The organism is Streptomyces sp. Ru71, from assembly GCF_002920535.1.
GTDB lineage: Bacteria > Actinomycetota > Actinomycetes > Streptomycetales > Streptomycetaceae > Streptomyces.
Genome location: NZ_PQSS01000051.1, coordinates 1 through 19,743, shown reverse-complemented (window position 1 = coordinate 19,743; position 19,743 = coordinate 1). Strand labels below are relative to the sequence as shown.

Annotated in this window: 12 protein-coding genes; 2 read left to right on the top strand and 10 right to left on the bottom strand. The window is 70.6% G+C overall.

All coding sequences use genetic code 11. The annotated features are described in order from the left end of the window. The 4 genes from C3489_RS25750 to C3489_RS25735 all read right to left on the bottom strand — a co-directional run bounded on the left by C3489_RS25750 (position 1) and on the right by C3489_RS25735 (position 8,910). The gene (locus C3489_RS25750) at positions 1 to 4,539 is read right to left on the bottom strand and encodes a glycosyltransferase (RefSeq protein WP_103784452.1); all 4,539 of its coding nucleotides are present in this window, start codon (positions 4,537 to 4,539) and stop codon (positions 1 to 3) included. After that, positions 4,536 to 5,873: a CDP-alcohol phosphatidyltransferase family protein gene (locus tag C3489_RS25745; protein ID WP_103784451.1), complete on the bottom strand. Its 1,338-nt coding sequence runs from the start codon at positions 5,871 to 5,873 to the stop codon at positions 4,536 to 4,538. The genes C3489_RS25750 and C3489_RS25745 overlap by 4 nt, the downstream gene beginning before the upstream one ends. A gap of 231 nt (positions 5,874 to 6,104) precedes the next feature. Continuing rightward, positions 6,105 to 7,658 (bottom strand): hypothetical protein, encoded by a 1,554-nt coding sequence (locus C3489_RS25740; RefSeq protein ID WP_103784450.1) that lies wholly within the window; start codon positions 7,656 to 7,658, stop codon positions 6,105 to 6,107. A 109-nt stretch (positions 7,659 to 7,767) separates the two neighbouring features. Continuing rightward, positions 7,768 to 8,910: a hypothetical protein gene (locus C3489_RS25735; protein ID WP_103784449.1), complete on the bottom strand. Its 1,143-nt coding sequence runs from the start codon at positions 8,908 to 8,910 to the stop codon at positions 7,768 to 7,770. A 224-nt stretch (positions 8,911 to 9,134) separates the two neighbouring features. Here C3489_RS25735 and C3489_RS25730 point away from each other — a divergent pair, with 224 nt between their 5' ends. Then, positions 9,135 to 10,232, top strand: a complete 1,098-nt coding sequence (locus C3489_RS25730; protein ID WP_103784448.1) for an LCP family protein — start codon at positions 9,135 to 9,137, stop codon at positions 10,230 to 10,232. Between the two features lie 62 nt (positions 10,233 to 10,294). Further along, positions 10,295 to 10,666, top strand: coding sequence for an NTP pyrophosphohydrolase (locus C3489_RS25725; RefSeq protein WP_103784447.1), 372 nt, complete (start codon positions 10,295 to 10,297; stop codon positions 10,664 to 10,666). 36 nt (positions 10,667 to 10,702) lie between these two features. Here C3489_RS25725 and C3489_RS25720 read toward each other — a convergent pair whose 3' ends face one another. The 6 genes from C3489_RS25720 to C3489_RS25695 form a co-directional block, all read right to left on the bottom strand. Next, a complete protein-coding gene (locus C3489_RS25720; protein ID WP_103784446.1) occupies positions 10,703 to 12,214 on the bottom strand; it encodes an amino acid permease in 1,512 nt (503 codons plus the stop codon). Between the two features lie 144 nt (positions 12,215 to 12,358). Continuing rightward, positions 12,359 to 14,278, bottom strand: a complete 1,920-nt coding sequence (gene dxs, locus C3489_RS25715) for a 1-deoxy-D-xylulose-5-phosphate synthase (RefSeq protein ID WP_103784445.1) — start codon at positions 14,276 to 14,278, stop codon at positions 12,359 to 12,361. 250 nt (positions 14,279 to 14,528) lie between these two features. Continuing rightward, positions 14,529 to 15,821 carry a sugar ABC transporter permease gene (locus tag C3489_RS25710; protein ID WP_103784444.1) on the bottom strand — a complete coding sequence of 431 codons (1,293 nt, stop codon included), beginning with the start codon at positions 15,819 to 15,821 and terminating at the stop codon, positions 14,529 to 14,531. After that, positions 15,818 to 16,615 (bottom strand): ATP-binding cassette domain-containing protein, encoded by a 798-nt coding sequence (locus C3489_RS25705; RefSeq protein ID WP_181139841.1) that lies wholly within the window; start codon positions 16,613 to 16,615, stop codon positions 15,818 to 15,820. Before C3489_RS25705 ends, C3489_RS25710 begins: the two co-directional genes overlap by 4 nt. Before the next feature lie 195 nt (positions 16,616 to 16,810). Beyond that, a complete protein-coding gene (locus tag C3489_RS25700) occupies positions 16,811 to 17,920 on the bottom strand; it encodes a substrate-binding domain-containing protein (protein WP_181139843.1) in 1,110 nt (369 codons plus the stop codon). 134 nt (positions 17,921 to 18,054) lie between these two features. Continuing rightward, on the bottom strand, positions 18,055 to 19,254 hold the full coding sequence (locus C3489_RS25695) for an ROK family transcriptional regulator (RefSeq protein WP_103784441.1): 1,200 nt from the start codon (positions 19,252 to 19,254) through the stop codon (positions 18,055 to 18,057). Positions 19,255 to 19,743 lie beyond the last annotated feature (489 nt).

Sequence of the window (19,743 nt, the reverse complement as noted above, 5' to 3'; positions counted from 1 at the left end):
TCATCCCCTTCCTTCCTGGTGCTCGCCCGGCCGGCCCATCACCAGGGGTGCGGTGGGCCGTCCCGGGTCGCCCGCGACGGAGGCGTCCATGGTGTCGATCACCTTGAAGGCCCGCTCGCAGTTGTTGGTGTCGCGCAGCACGAAGAACTCCTCGGCGCGCTGACGGTACTGCTCCTCCACGACGAAGCCGCGCTCGACGGAGGCGATGATCTCGTCCACCGCCCGCTCGACGGTGCCGCAGGTCGGTCCGAAGCCGTCCCGGGCGAGGTCGAAGTAGCCGCGCTTGTAGTGCTTGCTGTAGAAGGACTCGTCGTCGAAGTTGGTGTAGACGATCGGCTTGCCCATGTAGGCGACGTCGAAGAACACCGACGAGTAGTCGGTGACGAGCATCGCGCACTCGCGCATGGCGAGCTGCACGTCCCGCCCGGTCGAGGAGACCGTGATCGACGGGTGGTCGATGCGGAAGTGCTTGAGGTAGGGCCGGATCTCGTAGTGCGGCATGAACTCCAGTTCCACGTTGTGGTACTGGAGCGTCTTGAGCAGCCGCTCGTCGCGCAGCAGCGCGGAGAAGAAGCGGTAGTACTCGGAGGCCGCGAAGGGGATCTCCGGCTTGGCCGCCTTGTTGTAGGAGGGCGCCACGATGTCGCGCCGCCAGGTCGGCATGACCAGGATGCGGCGCGGCCCGTGCACGGGCTCCAGCGCGTCGAAGCGGGGCAGGCCGGTCGCGGCGACGCGCTCGTAGCCGTAGCCGCAGTGCTCGGCGTAGTAGGCGCGTTCGCTGCGGCCGGTGGTGAGCACCATGTCGACGTTGGTGACCTGGGCGTGGATGGACGGGGCGACGTCGTTGTAGACCACGCCGTGCTGCAGGAAGACCCGCTTGTAGCGCAGCAGGTCGCCGTAGCCGGTGAGGAAGGCCCGCTTGGACAGGCCCGGGAAGCCGAGGTAGGCCTCCAGGTCGTAGGCGTTGATCAGCCGGCTGGCGTGCAGCAGGTAGACGCGGTACTTCCAGGACAGGCGGTCGATGACGTGGCCGTACGGGGCGAGCTTGGCGCGGTCGGGGGCGTCGCCGTTGATGGCGAAGTACACCTTGCGCCGGCGGTGGTTCTGCCGGATCCACTTGAACAGGTGGTACGAGTTGTCCTGTGCGGTGTCCTCGCGCTCGCCGATGATCCAGATGTCCTTGCCGCGCAGCCACGGGTGGTACAGCCAGTACAGCAGGCGGGTGCGCCAGCCGGGCCGGCCGGGCAGCGCGGCACGCAGCGCGGCGAAGAAGCGCCCGGTGCGGTGCGCGGTGCGCTTGGCCAGGCCCGCGACGCGGCGCAGGGTGATCTTCTCGTCGGCGTCGATGGTGAGCAGCACGGTGGCGCGGCCGGCGCGGTGCACGCCCTTGAAGCGGTGCAGCATCTGCCGGGCGTCGACGACGGTGTCGATGTGCCGGTCGCCGTCGTGGATGCGCAGCAGCAGGGACAGGTCCCGGTTGTTCAGGGAGGCGAAGTCCTCGGGCCGGGCGACGGCACGCCAGCCGGCGTACCAGTCCTGCTCCTTGCGGGTGCGCCAGCGGTCGCGCCGGTAGACCTGCTCGACGCGCAGCGCCTGTTCGGTGTGGCCGTCGGTGAGGACGAGCTCGATGCGGTTGCCGTAGACGTGGCTGATGTCGACGCCGGTGAGGACGAGCAGGCCCTCGAAGACCATCCGGTGCGGGTCGATGTGGCAGGTCTCCAGCACGGCCTTGTGCCGGTCCACCCGCAGCAGGGAGGTCTCCACCCGGTCGGCGGTGAGCCGGCGGTGCAGCCCCTGCTCGTCGAGGTACAGGTAGGGCCGGTACTCGGGCTTGCCGTGCGGCTCGCAGAACAGGTCGAAGTTGCCGGTGAGCACGGCGTGGTGCTGCAGCCGGGAGCGGGCGGCGGTGGCGTACTGCAGGATCAGGTCGTCGGGTATGCCCGCGTAGACCTCGCACAGCGTGGGGAACACCGCCGCCAGCTCCGCCCGGCTCATGATGCGGTGCAGGTTGCGCAGGTAGGGCTGGAAGGTGCGGACGACGAAGCGCTGCGCCAGGCGCCGGGTGCGGGCGTCGAGCTTCTCGGCGCGGCGCAGGACGTGCCGGGCGAGCCGGATCAGCTCCTGCGCCTTGACCGGGTCGTTCCACGGCAGGTCGAACAGCGAGTCGTGCTGCTCGGGGTCGCGCTCGTAGGCGGTGGCGTTGGGGGCGACGGCGACGCGGCGGGCGTGCAGGAGGGCGGGGACGACGAGCCAGGCGTCCTCGTGGCCGGGTCCGGCGCCGGCCCGCAGCCGCTGCTCGCGCACCAGCTTCGTCTTCAGCAGCTTCGCGCCGAGCCCGGTCGAGAAGACCAGGTAGGGCGCGTCGTCCAGGCGCTGGACGGCGTCGGCCTTCTTGCCGAAGTACCGCTTCCACGGCTCGTCGGTGCCCCGGCGCGGGCCGGGGAAGTTGTCGTTGTCGCCGACGACGACGTCGGCCTTGGCCTTGCGGGCGGTGCTCAGCAGACGGCTGACGCTGTCCTCGCCCAGGATGTCCTGGGCGCGCACGAACATCACATAGGGCGCGGTGACATGGCGCAGGCCGTGGTCGAAGGCGGCGCGCATGCCCATGGCGACCTGCTGGACGATCCTGGCGTTGGGGTAGTGCGCGGCGAAGTTCGCGAGGTGGCCCGGGGTGGCGTCGGTGGAGCCGTCGTCGACGAGGATCACCTCGGTGCGCTCGAAGTCGCGCTGGGCGGCGAGCGAGCTGAGGAACTCGTAGAGGTTGTACTCGTCGTTGTGGCAGTGCACGACGAGGGCGGCGCCGTACTTCTCCTGCGGGGCGAACGGCTCGGGCAGCGCGCGGTTCGCCCACCACAGCCACGGCGTGCCGGGCCGGTCGGTGCGCACCTGCTGTTCGCTGGTCTCCGGGCGCAGCGCGAGGTTGCCGCTGACCGTCTCGTAGATCTCGTACGTGGTGGCGCCGCCGGTGTAGCGCTCGCTCGCCAGGTCCAGGCCGCGCACGCACACCGCGGTGGTGGCGCGCTGTCCGGCGTGCCGGATCTGCACGAAGAGGTTCCACACGGCGTCCCGGCCGGCCTTGCCGACGGTCTCGTCGAGGTCGACGGTGGTGTGGTAGCGGATGTGGTCCTCGTCGACCTCGACGCCGGTGACCTTGAAGGCGTGGTCGGTCTTGGGGCTGCGGCGGCGCAGTACGGCGGTCAGTTCGAGCTTGTCCTTGCGCCCGACCCGGCCGAACTGGTTGCGGATGAAGCCGGTGATGTGCAGCGCGCCGTCGCGGATCTCGGCCCGGGTCGCCTGGTTGAACAGCCGGGCGTCGGCGAGGTCGCTTCCGGTCAGGTCCAGGTCGGTGACGTCGAGGAAGCGCTCGGCGTCCGGGCGGCCGAGGAGCGCGCCGGACCAGTAGACCTTGCCGTCGCGCTCCACGAGGTCGGAGCTGAGGACGCTGCGCCGCTGGGTGTAGTCGGCGACCGTCAGCGCGATGTCGACCTGCTCGTGCATCAGCGCGAAGGCGCGCACCCGCTCCAGCGGGCCGCACAGGTCGAAGGTGTCCTGCGGCAGCGAGCGCAGGTAGGGGGCGGTGGCCCTGAGGAACCCGGTGCGGAAGGCGTCGTCGCCGGTGCGCAGCTCGGGCGTGTACAGGCGCAGGTCGTGGGAGAGGAACTTGGCGGCCTTGTGGGCGACGAGCTCGCCCGCGCCGTGCCGGATCAGGTACTCGTCGGCCCACCGGTGCACCCGCACCCGGTCGCGGATGCTGCGCAGCTCGGCTCGCCGGTTGGTGATGGAGGGCGTGTCCGTCTCGCGCTCCCACATCCACCGGTAGACCGGCGCGGCGAGCAGGGTGATCGTGTGCGCGCACAGGCCGGCGACGGTGGAGAAGTAGGTGTCCTCGAAGAAGACGCCCTCGGGGAAGCGGATGCCGTACTGGTGCAGGAAGTCGACGCGGTACAGCTTGGCCGCGGCGATCGGGTCCTCGAACAGCTCGGGCATGGCGGCGAGGCCGCCGGTGACGGTGCGGTCGGTGCCGTACAGCTGCGGCTGCCAGACGGTGATCTCGTCCTTGGCGAGGTTGACCCGCAGGGCCCGGCCGGCGGTGATGTCGGCGCCGGTGGACAGCGCGGAGGCGAGCAGGGTCTCGCAGGCCTTCAGCGGCAGCTCGTCGTCGGCGTCCAGGAAGATCAGGTACTGGCCGAGGGCCGCGTCGATGCCGTGGTTGCGGGGGGCGCCGCAGCCGCCGCTGTTGGCGGTGCGGGTGATGACGCGCACCCGGGCGTCCTTGTGCGCGTAGCCGTGGGCGACGGACAGGGTGCCGTCGGTGGAGGCGTCGTCCACCACGACGACGTCCAGGTTGCGGTGGGTCTGGTTCAGCGCCGAGCGCAGCGCGCGGTCCAGGGTGGCGCTCGCGTTGTACGCCGCGATCACGACGGTGACGGTGTACATCGACGGATCGGCGTACGAGACGGTGTCGACCTGTGCCGCGGGGGTCGCGGAGGAGTACCCGGTGACCTCGCCGTGGCCGTCGATGCCGGTCGGCAGGGTCATCGCCAGTGCCCCTCGTCCTGCGCCCAGTGGGTCGGCTCGGCCTGCCGTACGGAGGCCTGGCGGGCCGCGGGCTGCTGCGGGATGACGCCGAGCGGCATCGTGCTGCGCACGTCCTGGGCCTCGCGCGGGTCGAGCGCGTGGAACTGCGGCTGCGGGTAGGGCTGGAAGAAGGGGTCCTCCTCCGGCTCCGGCGCCCGGTAGCGCTCGTCGGCCAGCAGGGCTTCCTGCGCGGCCTGGCGGTGCCGGCCCCGGTACAGGTGCGGGGCGATGGTGCCGGCGGTGGCCGGGGTGGGGGCGAGTTCCTCCATGACGCGGGTGAAGTCGCGGGTGGAGAGCCAGAACTTGTACATGATCACGAGCTCGAAGAGCATCAGCAGGACCGCCGAGACCACCGTGGTCAGCAGGATCCGGCCGATCAGCGGACCGACGATGAAGATGAACATCTGGAACTCGATGCCGCTGATCAGGTGCGGGCGCACCCGGGTACGCAGCATCATCCGCCGGATGCGGGTGTACCAGGGGAACTGGCCGCGGAACTGCTCGTGCAGGTCGACCACGTTGTGGGCGCCGGCCTCCTGACGGAGCGTCTCGACGGGGGTGCCCGGGTTGTCGCGCAGCAGGTCCTCCATGAAGACGACCTGGGGTGCGTCGGCCTGCCGTTCGCCCTGCGCGGCCTGGGGCCCGGCGGGCTCGGTCCGGAAGCGGGCCTGCTCGGCCTGGTACCGGGCCTGCTCGGCCTCGTACCGGGCCTGCTCGGCCCGGGCGCGGGCCTCCTCCTCGGCGCGGGCCTCTGCCTCGGCCCGCTCGGCCTCGGCGCGTTCCTTGGTGACCTTCTCGATCTTGGTGCGCATGGACTGGCGCATCTTGTAGATCTGCAGCGCGTCGACGTAGCGCAGCATGTCGAGGAAGACCACGGCGAGCGCGGCGAGCAGATAGCGCTCGTCGTCGGTGCGCAGGAACTGACCGCCCATCAGGGCCAGGGCGCAGAACAGCACCCGGATGCGGTCGAAGACGTAGTCGAGCCAGCCGCCGAAGACGGTGCCGTTGCCCTTGAGCCGGGCGAGCTTGCCGTCGATGCAGTCGAGGATGAAGCTCAGGTGGTACAGCAGGGCGCCGATGAGCAGCGACTGCGTGTCACCCTTGAGGAAGAAACCGGCCGAGGCCAGGCCGATGAAGAGCGCGGCCCAGGTGACCCGGTTCGGGGTGATGAACCGGAAGCGGGCGAAGACGATCAGCATCCGGGTGGCAACGGGGTCGACGAGGAAGACCGTCCACCAGGCATCGCGCTTCTTGCAGGTCAGTTTTTGGACAGCCCGCAGCGACAGCTTGGCCATAACCCCTCAGCACGCACCCAACCAGGACGGATCGCCCTGTGGTCGCGTCGGCGCCCCAGGGACCCGAGCACCCGAGCTGACATTCACAGCTCGATCACACGAGCGGCTTGAACTCTAACCAACTATTAACTTGAATGTCGATCTGAATAGGCACCACATTCGGCGCGATGTGGATCACACCTGTTCCCGTACAACCATTCCCGATCATCGTCGTTCAAGCAACCGACCAGGTCAGGCCACCGGCGGCCCGACGGAGCGCCAACCGCCGAACGCGATCTGCCCCGCGCCCTTCTCCCGGTGAGCGACCTCCACCGACCCGCCCGGCACCGCTGCCGCGACGGTAAGACGGCCGCCCCGGCCCAGCGCGGCGGCGGGCGTCCCGAACGCCGGTGCGCCCAGGCCCTGCCACCAGACACCGGTGTCCGGCCGGCCCTCCGGGTAGGCCCCGAACGTGCCGGTGCCGTCGGCGCCCGCACCGAGCAGCAGCGCATAGGCCCAGCCGTCCATCTCCACGCCCCGCACCCAGGCCAGCGGCCCGGTGCCGGCGCTCTCGCCGAGCGGCAGCACGGCCGCGTGCGCGGCACTGAACCAGCAGGCCTCACCGGTGCGCAGGTCACGGAAGAGGACCGCGCCGGGCTCGGGGGCCGGCGTCAGCGTGCCGGGGCGCGGAGCGAACCGCAGGGAGCGGTCCTCGGCCCAGGCGCCGTCCCGCCCCGTGTACCAGCGGACGGCACCCGCGCCGTCACGCCGGCGGGCGTACACCTCGACGCCCCCGTGCTCGGTCGTCACCGCGGCGAGTTCGTCGGCGACCCGCAGGCCGCTCAGGTGCTCCCACGGCGTCCAGGTGCCGTCGGCCGCCAGGCAGCGCCAGCTGATGCCGTGTCCGAAGTTGCGCACGAACACGAAGAGGTTGCCCGCCGCGTCGAAGGCCGCGGCCGGGAAGCCGATCGAGCGGCCCCGGCGCCAGTCGGCGACGTTCGGCCCGCCGAGCGTGTGCCACATCAGCGGCCCGCCGGTGCGGTACTGGGCCGCCCGCACCACCTCGACGTCGGCGCCGCCGTCGGCGCGCGGGGTGCGGCGCAGCCCGAAGAGGTTGGCGAAGCCCTGCGGATCGGCCACCACCAGCAGGCCCGGCAGCAGCCCGGTGCCCTCCACCAGCTCCCCTTCCGTCCAGCGGCCCAGCGCGTCCTGGTGGCGGCGCAGCACTCCGGCCGCGGTGGGCTGGAAGGCGGTCAGCCGGCCGTCGAACCCGGCGGACAGCCAGTTCGCCGGGCTCGGATAGCGCCGGCAGGCGTCCGCGTCCGACTCCGGCTCCGCGCCCACCCGGTGGCAGTCCACGAGCAGCGGCCTTCCCGTGCGCGTCTGCCAGGCGCGGGCGGCGGCGAGCGCGTGGGCGGCCGTCTCGGCGTGCACGGGCGGCACGTCGTAGGTCGGCGTACCGCTCGCCCGGTCGAACCCGGTGTGCACGGGGTCGGGATCCAGCGTGTGCAGCCGGTCCGGCCCGATGGCGTCGAGTTCCGCCAGCAGCGCCGGCACCGGGTCGCCCGGCTTGAGCACCCTGGGCGCCCCCGCGACCCGGCAGCCACGGTCCCCGGCCGCGCCGAGGGCACGGTCGAGGGCCGCCCGGCCGTCCTTCCCGCCCGCCTGCAGCGCCACGACGGCGATGTCGGCGCCGGCCGGCTGCAGCCCGACGAGGGGCACCGCGTCGGCGGGTTCGGTGACGACCACGGCGACCACCTGCGCCCGGCGCTGTGCCCGCGCGCCGTCGTCCGCCCTGCGCGTCATGCCTCGTCACTCCTTCCGCGACGACCGGACCGCGTCACAGCGTCGTCACTCCTCACGCGACCGGGAGGCGGCACCGCCGCGTCACTCCGCACGCGACGGCCCGGAGGCGTCACAGCCGCGTCCAGTCGCCGAGCGTCAGCCCCGCCGTGCCGTCCTGGCGCGCGAGCACGAGAGAGCCGTCGGGGGCCTCGGCGAGGACGGTCACCCGCCCGAACGCGTCGCAGGCGAGCGCCGGATCGCCCAGGCAGTCCGTGCCCGCGTCGGCCCACCACACCCCGTAGCGCTCGCCTTCCGCCGGGCACAGGCCGAGCATGATCCGCCCGCCCGCGTCCCGGTGCGCGAGCACCGTGCACGGGTGCCCGTCGACAGTGGCGGCGAGCGCCGCGTGACGGCCGTCCCCGGGGTCGCCGCCCACCGCGATCGGCCACTCCCCGGGCCGTACGGCGACGATCTGACGGCTGTGCACATCGGTCAGGTAGTACGTGACCCGGCCCGGCGCGGTCTCCAGTCCGGTCGCCGAACCCGGCAGCGCGACCACGCCGAGATCGTGCGCGCGCTCGAAGGCCGCGCCGGGTTCGCGCTGGTACCAGGCGAGCGTGCCGCCGCGCGAGGGTGCGACCACTTCGACGTGCCCGGTGGACGTGGCCACCGCGACCGGGGTGTCGAGGACGGCGGTGGTCTTCAGATCGGTCCACGCCTCCCAGCGCCCCTTGGCGTCCTCGCGCCGCAGGGCGATACGGCCCTCGCTGCGGAACGCGAAGACGTGCAGGGCGCCGGCCGTGTTCACCGCGGCTGCGGGGACGCCCAGTTGGGCGCTGCGGTCCTGCCGCGTGAGCGGATTGCCGACCGAGCGCCACTCGCTGAGCGGGCGGCCGGCCTGGTACTGGATGGCGTAGACGAGATCCGCGGTCCGGGGTCCCTCCCCCGAGCCGCGCACCCGGCGGCCGAGCAGGTGGGCGTAACGGTTGCGGCCCTGGGCGATGGTGAGGTGTGTCACGTCGTCGATCGGCAGCACATCCGGACCCGACCACTCCGGGCCTCCCGGGCGGCGCTCGGTCCAGCGCAGCACCGCGCCCTCGACATGGGCGTAGGCGAGGAGCCGGCCGTCGTGGCCGGGCAGCAGCCACGGCCCGGAGAGCAGGGCGGGCGCGTCCGACCTGCGGGAGAGGGGCTCACCCGCGCTACGGGAGAGGGGCTCGCCGCCGGCCGGCTGCCGCGCTCGGCGGTTGTCACGCCCGGTGCTGGCCCGCATGGTCCCTCGTCACCCTTCTCCGTCACGCTGTCGATCGGTCATGTCAAAGGCGCATAGTATTTGTTCGACTCGTGTTTACAAACGCGTCAGGTTCGGTGCAGGATCGGACGATCATCCGCTTATAGTGCGGGATTGATCGGGCTACACGGACCGGCACTCCCCCCACCCGAGTCCACGCCGAAGCCACGCCTCTCACGGCACGACCAGCGAGGACTCCACACACGATGAGCCATGTCTCGACGCCACAGCGCAGCGACGACGCGCCGTCCCGGCGGCGGGACGGCAGAGGACGCAAGCGCGAGCGCAAGGGCGGCCGCCGGATCGGGCGGAAGATCCTGCTGGGCCTCGCGGTCCTCGTGGTGGCCGCGGCCGGCACCGGCTACTGGCTCTACAGCGACCTCGACGGGAACATCAAGGGCGTCGACATCGACGAGGCGATCGGCGACGACCGGCCCGAGAAGCTGCCGACCTCCGGTCAGAACATCCTGATCCTGGGCTCCGACTCGCGGGCCGGCGCCAACGGCGAGCTGGACAAGGCGAATGTCTCCGGGGCTCGTTCGGACACCGCGATGGTGATGCACATACCCGAGGGCCGCACCCAGGCGGTCGCCATCTCCATCCCGCGCGACACGCTGGTGACCCGGCCCGAGTGCACCAAGCCGGACGGCTCCACGGTCGCCTCGGCGAAGCGTGTGATGTTCAACTCCATCTACTCGCAGGTCGGGCCGGCGTGCGTGGTCAAGACCGTGGAGAAGATGTCCGGCGTCCGCATGGACCACTACATGGAGATCGACTTCGCCGGGTTCAAGGGGCTGGTGGACGCGATAGGCGGGGTCACCGTCACCACCGACCAGGACATCCACGACAAGTCCAGCGGGCTGGACCTGCCCGCCGGCACCCACCGCCTCGACGGCACGCAGGCCCTGCAGTTCGTGCGCACCCGGCACGGCATCGGCGACGGCAGCGACCTCGGCCGCATCGGCCTGCAGCAGCAGTTCATGATGGCCCTGCTCACCGAGATCAAGAAGCAGGACCTGCTGGGCAGCCCCACCAAGACCTACAAGATCGCCGACAAGCTCACCGCGGCGCTCACCACCGACTCCGACCTCGCCTCGCTGACCAAGCTCGCCGAGTTCGGCCGCAGCCTGAACGGGGTGAATCCGTCCACCATGGAGACGATCATGCTCCCGGTGGCGTACGACAAGGTCGACCCCAACCGTGTGGTGGCCGCCGAGCCGCAGGCGTCGTCGCTGTGGAAGGCCATCCGCAGCGACGACGAGATCCCCGAGTCCGCGAAGAAGTCGCCCGCGACGGGCGGCTGAGTCGGGCGCGGTCCGTGCGACGCTGAGCACATGTCGGGCGCGGTCCGTGCGACGCTGAGCACATGGACGACAGCAGCCCCCTCCTCGTGATCGTCGACGCCGCCAACGTCGTCGGGTCGGTGCCCGACGGCTGGTGGCGCGACCGGCGCGGGGCCGCCGAGCGGCTGCGCGACCGGCTGGCCGAGCGGGGGCTGCCCGGACACGACGGCGAGACCGAGATCGTGCTCGTCGTCGAGGGCGCCGCCCGCGGGGTGGCCTCCGTCCCCGGCGTCCGCGTCGAGGACGCCCCCGGCAGCGGCGACGACCACATGGTCACCCTGGTCGCCCGCTCCCCCGACCGCCCCCGCCTGGTCATCACGGCCGACCGCGAACTCCGCCACCGCGTCACGGAACTGGGCGCGGAGGTCAGGGGGCCCCGGACGCTACGGGACTGAGCCGACACCGCCGGCCGTCGGCCCCGGTCGCCGGCGTCACCGCCCGGTCGGCGGCGCGGGCTCCGCCGGGGTCCGCTCGCCCCGGGCCAGGCGGCTGTGGCTGCGGCCGTAGAGGAAGTACACGGCGAAGCCGATCACCATCCAGATGCCGAACCGGACCCAGGTCTCGGCCGGCAGGTTGAGCATCAGCCACAGCGAGGCGCACACCGACAGGATCGGGATGACCGGCACCCAGGGGGTGCGGAAGGCCCGGTGCAGGTCGGGGCGCGTACGGCGGAGGATGATCACGCCGATCGCGACGACCACGAACGCGAACAGCGTGCCGATGTTGACCAGCTCGGCCAGCTCGCTCAGCGGGGTGAAGCCGGCGAGGATCGCGATGAGCACCCCGAGCAGGATGGTCGGCCGGTGCGGGGTCTTGAAGCGCGGGTGGACCCGGGAGAAGAACCGCGGCAGCAGTCCGTCGCGGCTCATGGCGAAGAACACCCGGGTCTGGCCGAGCAGGAGGATCATGCAGACCGTCGTGAGGCCCACCGCCGCGCCGAAGCTGATCAGGCCCGCGAACCACGGGTGTCCGGTGGCCTTGAAGGCGTCGGCCAGCGGGGCGGTGATGGACAGCTTGGTGTAGTGCTCCATGCCGGTGACCACGATCGACACCGCGACGTACAGCACCGTGCAGATGAACAGCGAGCCGAGGATGCCGCGCGGCATGTCGCGCTGCGGGTTGCGGGTCTCCTCGGCGGCCGTGGCGACGACGTCGAAGCCGATGAAGGCGAAGAAGACGACCGAGGCCGCGGTGAAGATGCCCATCACGCCGAAGTTCGACGGCGCCCAGCCGAAGATCAGCTGGATCAGCGGCGCGTTCAGACTGCCGCCCGCCTCCACCGGCTTCTCCTTCGGGATGAACGGGTCGTAGTTGTCGCCGTTGATCAGGAAGGCGCCCGCGATGATCACGATCAGCACGACCGTCACCTTGATCGCGACGACGACCGAGGTGACGCGCGCGGACAGCTTGGTGCCGAGCACCAGGATCCCGGTGAGCACCAGGACGAGCGCCGCCGCGAGGATGTCGAAGCCGAAGCCGTGGGCGCCGTCGCGGGTGCCGAGCGAGGCCGGCAGGTGCCAGCCCGCGTTGTCCAGCAGTGAGGCGATGTAGCCGGACCAGCCGACGGCCACCACCGCCGTGCCGAGGGCGAACTCCAGCACCAGGTCCCAGCCGATGATCCAGGCGGGCATCTCCCCGAGTGAGGCGTAGGAGAAGGTGTACGCCGACCCGGCGACCGGGACCGTGGAGGCGAACTCGGCGTAGCACAGCGCTGCCAGGGCGCAGACGACGCCCGACACGACGAAGGCGAGCGCCGTCGCCGGACCCGCGTTGTTCTTGGCGACGGTACCGGTGAGCACGAAGATGCCGGTGCCGATGATCACACCGACGCCGAAGACGGTCAGATCGAGCGCGGACAGTGATTTCTTGAGCGCGTGCTCCGGTTCCTCGGTGTCGGCGATGGACTGCTCGACCTTCTTCGTCCTGAAGAGGGTGCTGCTCACGGTGACCTCCCACGCTGTGTCGTCCTCGACATGGTCGAGAGGGGGTGTGGTGCGTATGCCCCACCGTGGGCCCCATCACGCGAACGGGCCGGTCGCACCACTCTTCACAGTGGCGCAACCGGCCCATTCCGGCATGTCGGGGGCTCAGTCGCGAGCCGGCTCGACCTCCGCGCCCGCCCGCTCGAAGCGGCCGTCGAGCTTGGCGACGAGGCCCGTGACCTGGCGTGCGATATCGGGCGCGGTCAGTCCGATCTCGGCCAGCACCTCGGCGCGGGAGGCGTGGTCGAGGAAGCGCGGCGGGATGCCGAAGTCGCGCAGCGGCACGTCCACCCCGGCGTCCCGCAGGGCCTGCGCGATCGCGGAGCCGACACCGCCGACGCGGCTGTTGTCCTCGACGGTGACGACGACCCGGTGCCGCTCGGCGAGCGGCGCCATGGCCTCGTCGACCGGCTTGACCCAGCGCGGGTCGACGACGGTGGTGGAGATGCCCTGCTTGTCCAGCAGGCCGGCGATCTCCAGGCACATCGGGGCCAGCGCGCCCACGGACACCAGCAGCACGTCCGGGCGGTCGGTGCCCGGCTCGCGCAGCACGTCCATGCCGCCGACCCGACCCACGGCCGGTACCGCGGGGCCGACGGCGCCCTTGGAGAAGCGCACCACGGTCGGCGCGTCCTTGACCTGCACGGCCTCCCGCAGCTGGGCGCGGACCTGGTCGGCGTCGCGCGGGGCGGCCAGCCGCAGGCCGGGCACCACCTGGAGGATCGACATGTCCCACATGCCGTTGTGGGAGGCGCCGTCGGTGCCGGTGATCCCGGCCCGGTCCAGCACGAAGGTCACCCCGCACTTGTGCAGGGCGACGTCCATGAGCACCTGGTCGAAGGCGCGGTTGAGGAAGGTCGCGTACACCGCGAACACCGGGTGCAGCCCGCCGTGCGCCAGGCCGGCCGCGGAGACGGCGCCGTGCTGCTCGGCGATGCCGACGTCGTAGACCCGCTCCGGGAACGCCTTGGCGAAGCGGTCAAGGCCGACCGGCTGGAGCATGGCGGCCGTGATGGCGACGATGTCCTTGCGCTCCTTGCCGAGCTTGACCATCTCGTCGCCGAAGACACTCGTCCAGTCGGCGCCGGAGGTGGCGATCGGCAGGCCCGTGTCGGGGTGGATCTTGCCGACGGCGTGGAAGCGGTCGGCCTCGTCCTGCAGGGCGGGCTGGTAGCCGCGGCCCTTCTCGGTGAGGCAGTGCACGATCACCGGGCCGCCGAACCGCTTGGCGCGGGCCAGCGCGGACTCCAGGGCCTCGATGTCGTGGCCGTCGATCGGGCCGACGTACTTCAGGCCGAGGTCCTCGAACATGCCCTGCGGGGTGATGAAGTCCTTCAGCCCCTTCTTCGCTCCGTGCAGGGTGTCGTAGAGGGGGCGGCCGACGACCGGAGTGCGCTCCAGGAGGTCCTTGGTGCGGGCCAGGAAGCGCTCGTAGCCGTCGGTGGTACGAAGGGTCGCGAGGTGGTTCGCGAGGCCGCCGATGGTCGGTGCGTAGGAGCGCTCGTTGTCGTTGACGACGATGACGAGCGGGCGGTCCTTGGCGTCGGCGATGTTGTTCAGCGCCTCCCAGGCCATACCGCCGGTCAACGCGCCGTCACCGATGACGGCGACGACCCGGCTGTCCCGTTTGAGCAGCTCGTTGGCCTTGGCGATGCCGTCGGCCCAGCCGAGCACCGTGGAGGCGTGGCTGTTCTCGATGACGTCGTGCTCGGACTCGGCCTGCGAGGGGTAGCCCGACAGACCGCCCTTCATCTTCAGCTTGGAGAAGTCCTGCCGGCCGGTGAGCAGCTTGTGCACATAGGACTGGTGGCCGGTGTCCCACAGCACCTTGTCCTTCGGGGACTCGAAGACACGGTGCAGGGCGATGGTCAGCTCCACCACGCCGAGGTTCGGGCCGAGGTGGCCGCCGGTCTTGGAGACCGCGTCGACGAGGAAGGTCCGGATCTCCCCGGCCAGCTGATCCAGCTCCTCCAGGCTGAGCCGGTCCAGATCGCGCGGTCCCCTGATGCGGGTCAGCAGCGGCACCCGTGCCTCCTTGCAGTAGAGCTGATCGAGCAATTGCCGGGCTTGTCGAGTCTAATGTTCCGCCCACGGAAACGATGTCCGGCCCCGTGACACGGCGGTGCCCGGTGCCTTGTGGGCACCGGGCACCGAAACGCCCCGAAAGGGGCGCGGGTCCGTATCGATATGCGGCTCCGCCGCGCGGGCGCGACCAGCCACGCCGGACCGGCACCCGCAGTCGTACCCGCGCCCCTACGGCGCTCCCGCGAAACCGCTACGCGCGACCCGCGGTCTTCTGCGTCTTCCGGGTGATGGAGTCGATGACCACCGTGGTCAGCAGCACAGCCGCCGTGATCATGTACTTCACCGGCTCCGCGATGGACTCCAGCTGAAGCCCGTACTGGATGGAGACGATCACCAGCACACCGAGCAGCGCGTTCCACGTACGGCCACGCCCGCCGAACAGCGACGTACCACCGATGACCGCCGCGGCGATGGCGTTCATCAGCAGGTCACCGGTACCCGCGCTCTGGTTGGCGGAGGCGATCTTCGACGCCAGGAACAGGCCGCCGATCGCCGCGAACCCACCGGAGATCGCGAACACGGAGATCCGTACGGCGGTGACGTTGATGCCCGCACGCCGGGAGGCCTCGACGCTGCCGCCGAGCGCGAACACCTTGCGGCCGTAGGTGGTACGGCGCAGCAGGAAGTCCGTGGCGATCAGGAACACCAGGAAGATCACCGTGGCCAGCGGCAGGCCCTTGTACTGGTTGTACATGTAGGCCGCGGCGAAGGAGATCACCGCGAGCAGCACCGTGCGCAGGATGGTGTCGCTCATCGGCCGCGACGGGATGCCGACGGACTCGCGGCGCCGGTTGCCGAGGAAGGAGGTGACGAAGAACACCACCACGACCACGGCGGCCAGCCCGTACGCGGCGGCCACGTCCGTGAAGAAGTACGTGGTCAGCTTGCCGATGAAGCCGTCGCTGTCGAGGTTGATGGTGCCGTTCTCGCCGAGGATCTTCAGCATGAAGCCGAGCCAGAACAGCAGGCCGGCCAGGGTGACGGCGAAGGCGGGGGCGCCCAGGACGGCGAAGAAGAAGCCGTGGAGGGCGCCGATGGCGCAGCCGGCGGCGACCGCGAACAGTACGGCCGCCCACTCGGGCCAGCCCTGGTTCACGGCGAGGACCGCCGCTATGGCGCTGGCCGCGCCGCTGACCGAGCCGACCGCCAGGTCGATCTCGCCGAGCAGCAGCACGAACACGATGCCGACGGAGATCATGCCCGTGCCGACCATCGTGACGGTGATGTCGCTGATGTTCTGCGCGGACAGGAACTGCGAGTTCAGGCTCTGGAAGACGACGCAGATGATGATCAGGCCGAGGACGACCGGGATGGAGCCCAGCTCGCCCGCCTTCAGCTTGCGCTTGAACTCACCCACGTAGCCCGCGAGGCCCTGCTCGCGGACGAGGAGCCGGGGGTCGACGGCGACGTCGGCGCCGGCGGCCGCCTCGGGGTTCACGACCTGCTCGTCCTGCGGGGTCGTGGAGGTCTTGTCGATGCTCACTTGGAAACCTCCCCCGTGCTGGACGTGCGGGCGGCACGGCGGGTCACGGCGTTGTCGGTGGCGCCGGTGATGGCGGAGATGATCTCTTCCTGGGAGGTCGTCTTGACCTCGAAGACACCGTTGTTGCGGCCCAGGCGCAGCACGGCGACCTTGTCGGCCACCGCCTTCACGTCGGCCATGTTGTGGCTGATGAGGATGACGGCGTGCCCGCGCTCGCGCAGCCGCTCGACCAGGTCGAGCACCTGTGCGGTCTGCTCGACGCCGAGGGCGGCGGTGGGCTCGTCGAGGATGACCAGCTTCGGCTCACCGAGCATGGATCGGGCGATGGCCACGGTCTGGCGCTGACCGCCCGACAGTGAGGCGATCGGGATCCGGACGCTGGGGATGCGGATCGAGAGGGTGCGCAGCAGTTCCTGCGAGCGCCGCTCCATCTCGACCTCGTCGAGGACGCCCCACTTCCTCAGCTCGCGGCCGAGGAAGAGGTTGCCGACGACATCGATGTTGTCGCACAGCGCGAGGTCCTGGTAGACCGTCGCGATGCCCAGGGCCTGGGCGTCGTGCGGCCTGCTGATCGAGACCTTCCTGCCCTCCCATTCGATGGCGCCCTCATCGATCGGGTGCACGCCGGCGATCGTCTTGACCAGCGTGGACTTTCCGGCGCCGTTGTCGCCCACCAGGGCGACGACTTCACCGGCGTGGACCTCAAGCTCTACGTCGGTGAGCGCCTGAACGGCACCGAACCGCTTGGAGACCCCGCGCAACGCCAGCACGGGCGTAGCGGACACGTGAACCATCTCCTTCGCCGCCTGACCCGGCGGAAGGGTTGTGCAGAAGAGTTATGGGGGGTGTTCCGTCCGGCGCCCCGCCACTGAGCTTGCGGGGCTGTCCGATGCGCGGGGCGCCGGAGGAGCGGGGAAGCAGCGGGTGCTGCTTGTGGGGGAGCCGGTCCGGGTGCGCCGGGTGGCCCGGCGGACGCGGACGGCCGCGGCTTACTTCAGACCGATCTTGTCGCAGGCCGCCTTGTACTTGGCGGTGCAGATCTCGTCGATCGTGTAGACGCCGTCCTTGACGACGGTGTCCTTGATGTTGGCCTGGGTCAGCGAGGTGACCGGCACGAGCACGGCCGGGACGTCCTTGGCGCTGCCGCTGGAGACCTTGTCCTTGGCGACGGAGTCCAGGGACTGGCCCTTGGCGAGCGCGACGGCCATCGCGGCGGCGGCGTCGGCCTCCGGCGCGTACGGCTTGTAGACGCTCATGTACTGGTCGCCGGTGACGATCCGCTGCACGCCCGCCAGCTCGGCGTCCTGACCGGTGACCGGGACCTTGATGCCGGCGGCCTTGAGGGCGGTGATGATACCGCCGGCCATGCCGTCGTTGGCGGAGTAGACGCCCGCGATGTTGTTCTTGCCGACCGCGGAGATCGCCGCCTCCATCTCGGAGTTGGCGTTGTCCGGCGACCACTCCTTGGTGTCGTACTCCTTGGCGATGGTCACCTTGGGGTCGAGGACCGAGTGGGCGCCCTGCTTGAACTGGGCGGCGTTCGGGTCGGTCACCGAGCCGTTGATCATGACGATCTTGGAGGACTTGGTGGCCTTGTCACCCAGGGCCTTGATCAGGGCGCTGCCCTGGGTCTTGCCGACCTCGACGTTGTCGAACGAGGTGTAGCCGCTGATCGGGCCCTCGGCGAGGCGGTCGTAGGCGACGACCTTGATGCCGGCGTCGACGGCCTTCTTGACCGAGTTCTGGATGGCCTTGGCGTCGACCGCGTCCAGGATCAGCACGTCCACCTTGTTGGTGATCATGGTGTCGACCTGCTGGGCCTGGAGGTTGGCGTCCTGGCGGGCGTTGTTGTACTGGATCGTCGCCTTGCCGTTCGTCAGCTCCTTGATCTTCTTCTCGATCAGCGGCCGGTCGAACTTCTCGTAGCGCGCGGTCTTGTTCTCCGGAAGGAGCAGACCGACCTTGATGTTGTCGCCCTTGGCGGCGCTGGCGGAGCCGGAGGACTCGCTGCTGCCCCCGCCGGACTCCTTGGCGCTGCCACAGGCGGCGAGCGAAACGGCCATCGCACCAGCGGCAACGGCTACGGCGGCACGACGCATACGCGTGTTCACTTCGAAAAACCTCCCTGACGAGGCCGCGTCGTTGCGGCCGAGGTGGCTGGAAGTCAACTCGGCCACAGGTTCGACGTCAAGAAGTAAATCCTTAACGAGATGGCAACGGTGCCATCCGTTCTCTAAGTGAAGGCAGGGGCTGCGGCGCGCAGCGCACCGTCCAAAAGCGTCGAATCGCCCATCTCGCTGAGTGCGAGAGCGAGCGCTCCGAGCACCTCCGCACGGCCCCCAAGTGCCCCCGGGAGAACGGACAGTTGGCGCGCGGCGCTGGGGATGGCGTAGCGGCCGACGGACTCCCTGATGGGACCGAGCACCAGTTCACCGGCCTCGGCGAGATCACCGCCGAGGACGACCCGGCTCGGGTTCAGCAGATTGCAGAGATTGGCCACTCCACTGCCGATATGGCGGCCGACGTCGGCGATCACCCGACGGCAGCCCGGGTCTCCGTCCTTGGCCAGCCGCACGACACCCTCCATGGTCAGGTCGGTGCCGTGACTGGACTGGAGCAGCGGCAGCACGTAGCGCGCCGCCGTGAAGGTCTCCAGGCAGCCGCGGTTTCCGCAGCGGCAGACCGGTCCGGATTCATCAAGAGTAATATGTCCGATTTCTCCTGCAGTGCCGCCGGGGCCCCGGTAGATCTTCCCGTCGATCACCAGGCCGGCGCCGACGCCGCTGGCGACCTTGATGTAGGCCAGGTCCCGCACGCCCCTGCCGCTGCCCCAGACCAGCTCGCCGAGGGCGCCCAGGTTGGCGTCGTTGTCCACGTGAACGGGCACGCCCAGGCGGTCCTTGAGCTCCTCGGCGGGCTTGGTGCCGGTCCAGCCGGGCAGGATCGCGGTGGAGCCCAGGGTGCCCGACTCGACGTCGATGGGGCCGGGCACGCCGAGCCCCACGCCGGCGACTTTGGATCGGTCGACCCCCGTTGCTGCGATCAGGCGATTGACCAGTTCTTCCGCCCGGTCGAAGCCCTGGGTGGAGGAGGCGTCGACGTCCAGCGGCTCGGCCTCCTCGGCGAGCACCTGGTGGGCCAGGTTGCCGACGGCTACGCGGAGGTGGGTGTGGCCGAAGTCGACGCCCACGACGATTCCGGCGGCTCCGCTGAGGCTGACGCTGCGGGCCCGTCGGCCGCCGGCCGATGTGGGCGTGACCTCGACGGTTCCGCCGTCCTTGAGCTCCCGGACGATGTTGGAGACCGTTGCCGCGGACAGGCCCGTGGTCCTCGCGATCTCCGCCTGGGTGAGCGATCCCGCCAGCCGGACGGCGCGTACCACCCGCTCCAGGTTGGCTCGGTGCAGCGACGACTGCGACCCCGGAGTCTCCACGACGACCTCCTGCGCACGGGGCCGCTTCTATGAGGCCCCGCTCTATGTCCAACTAGTGAACTCTAAGCTGAGCCGTTCGTGGGGCCGCGCGTCAAGAGGTTGAACACTTTCCACCTCCGTGCATGGTCGCTCACGCGGTGTCTTCGGGGTGGGGACGGGGTGCAGGCGGGTGGTTGCGGAGAGTTGCGTCTGCGGGTGCCTGCGGCGGCCTGTGCGGGTGGGAGGGTGGTTGCTCGCGGGTGCCTGCGGCGGCCTGTGCGGGTTGCGTCGTGGTTGCTCGCCTTTGCCTGCGGCGGCCCGTGCGGGTTGCGCCGTGGCTGGTCGCGCAGTTCCCCGCGCCCCTTGAATGCCTGCGGCGGCCCGTCGCTGTCGCGTCGTGGCGTGCGTAGCGCCTTCGGTCCGGTGGGTGGGTCGGGGCCGGGGTGGGGGGTATCCGTCCTCGGTCCGGCCCACTGCCCCCGACACGGTGAGGGTCGGCGGTGCCGGCCG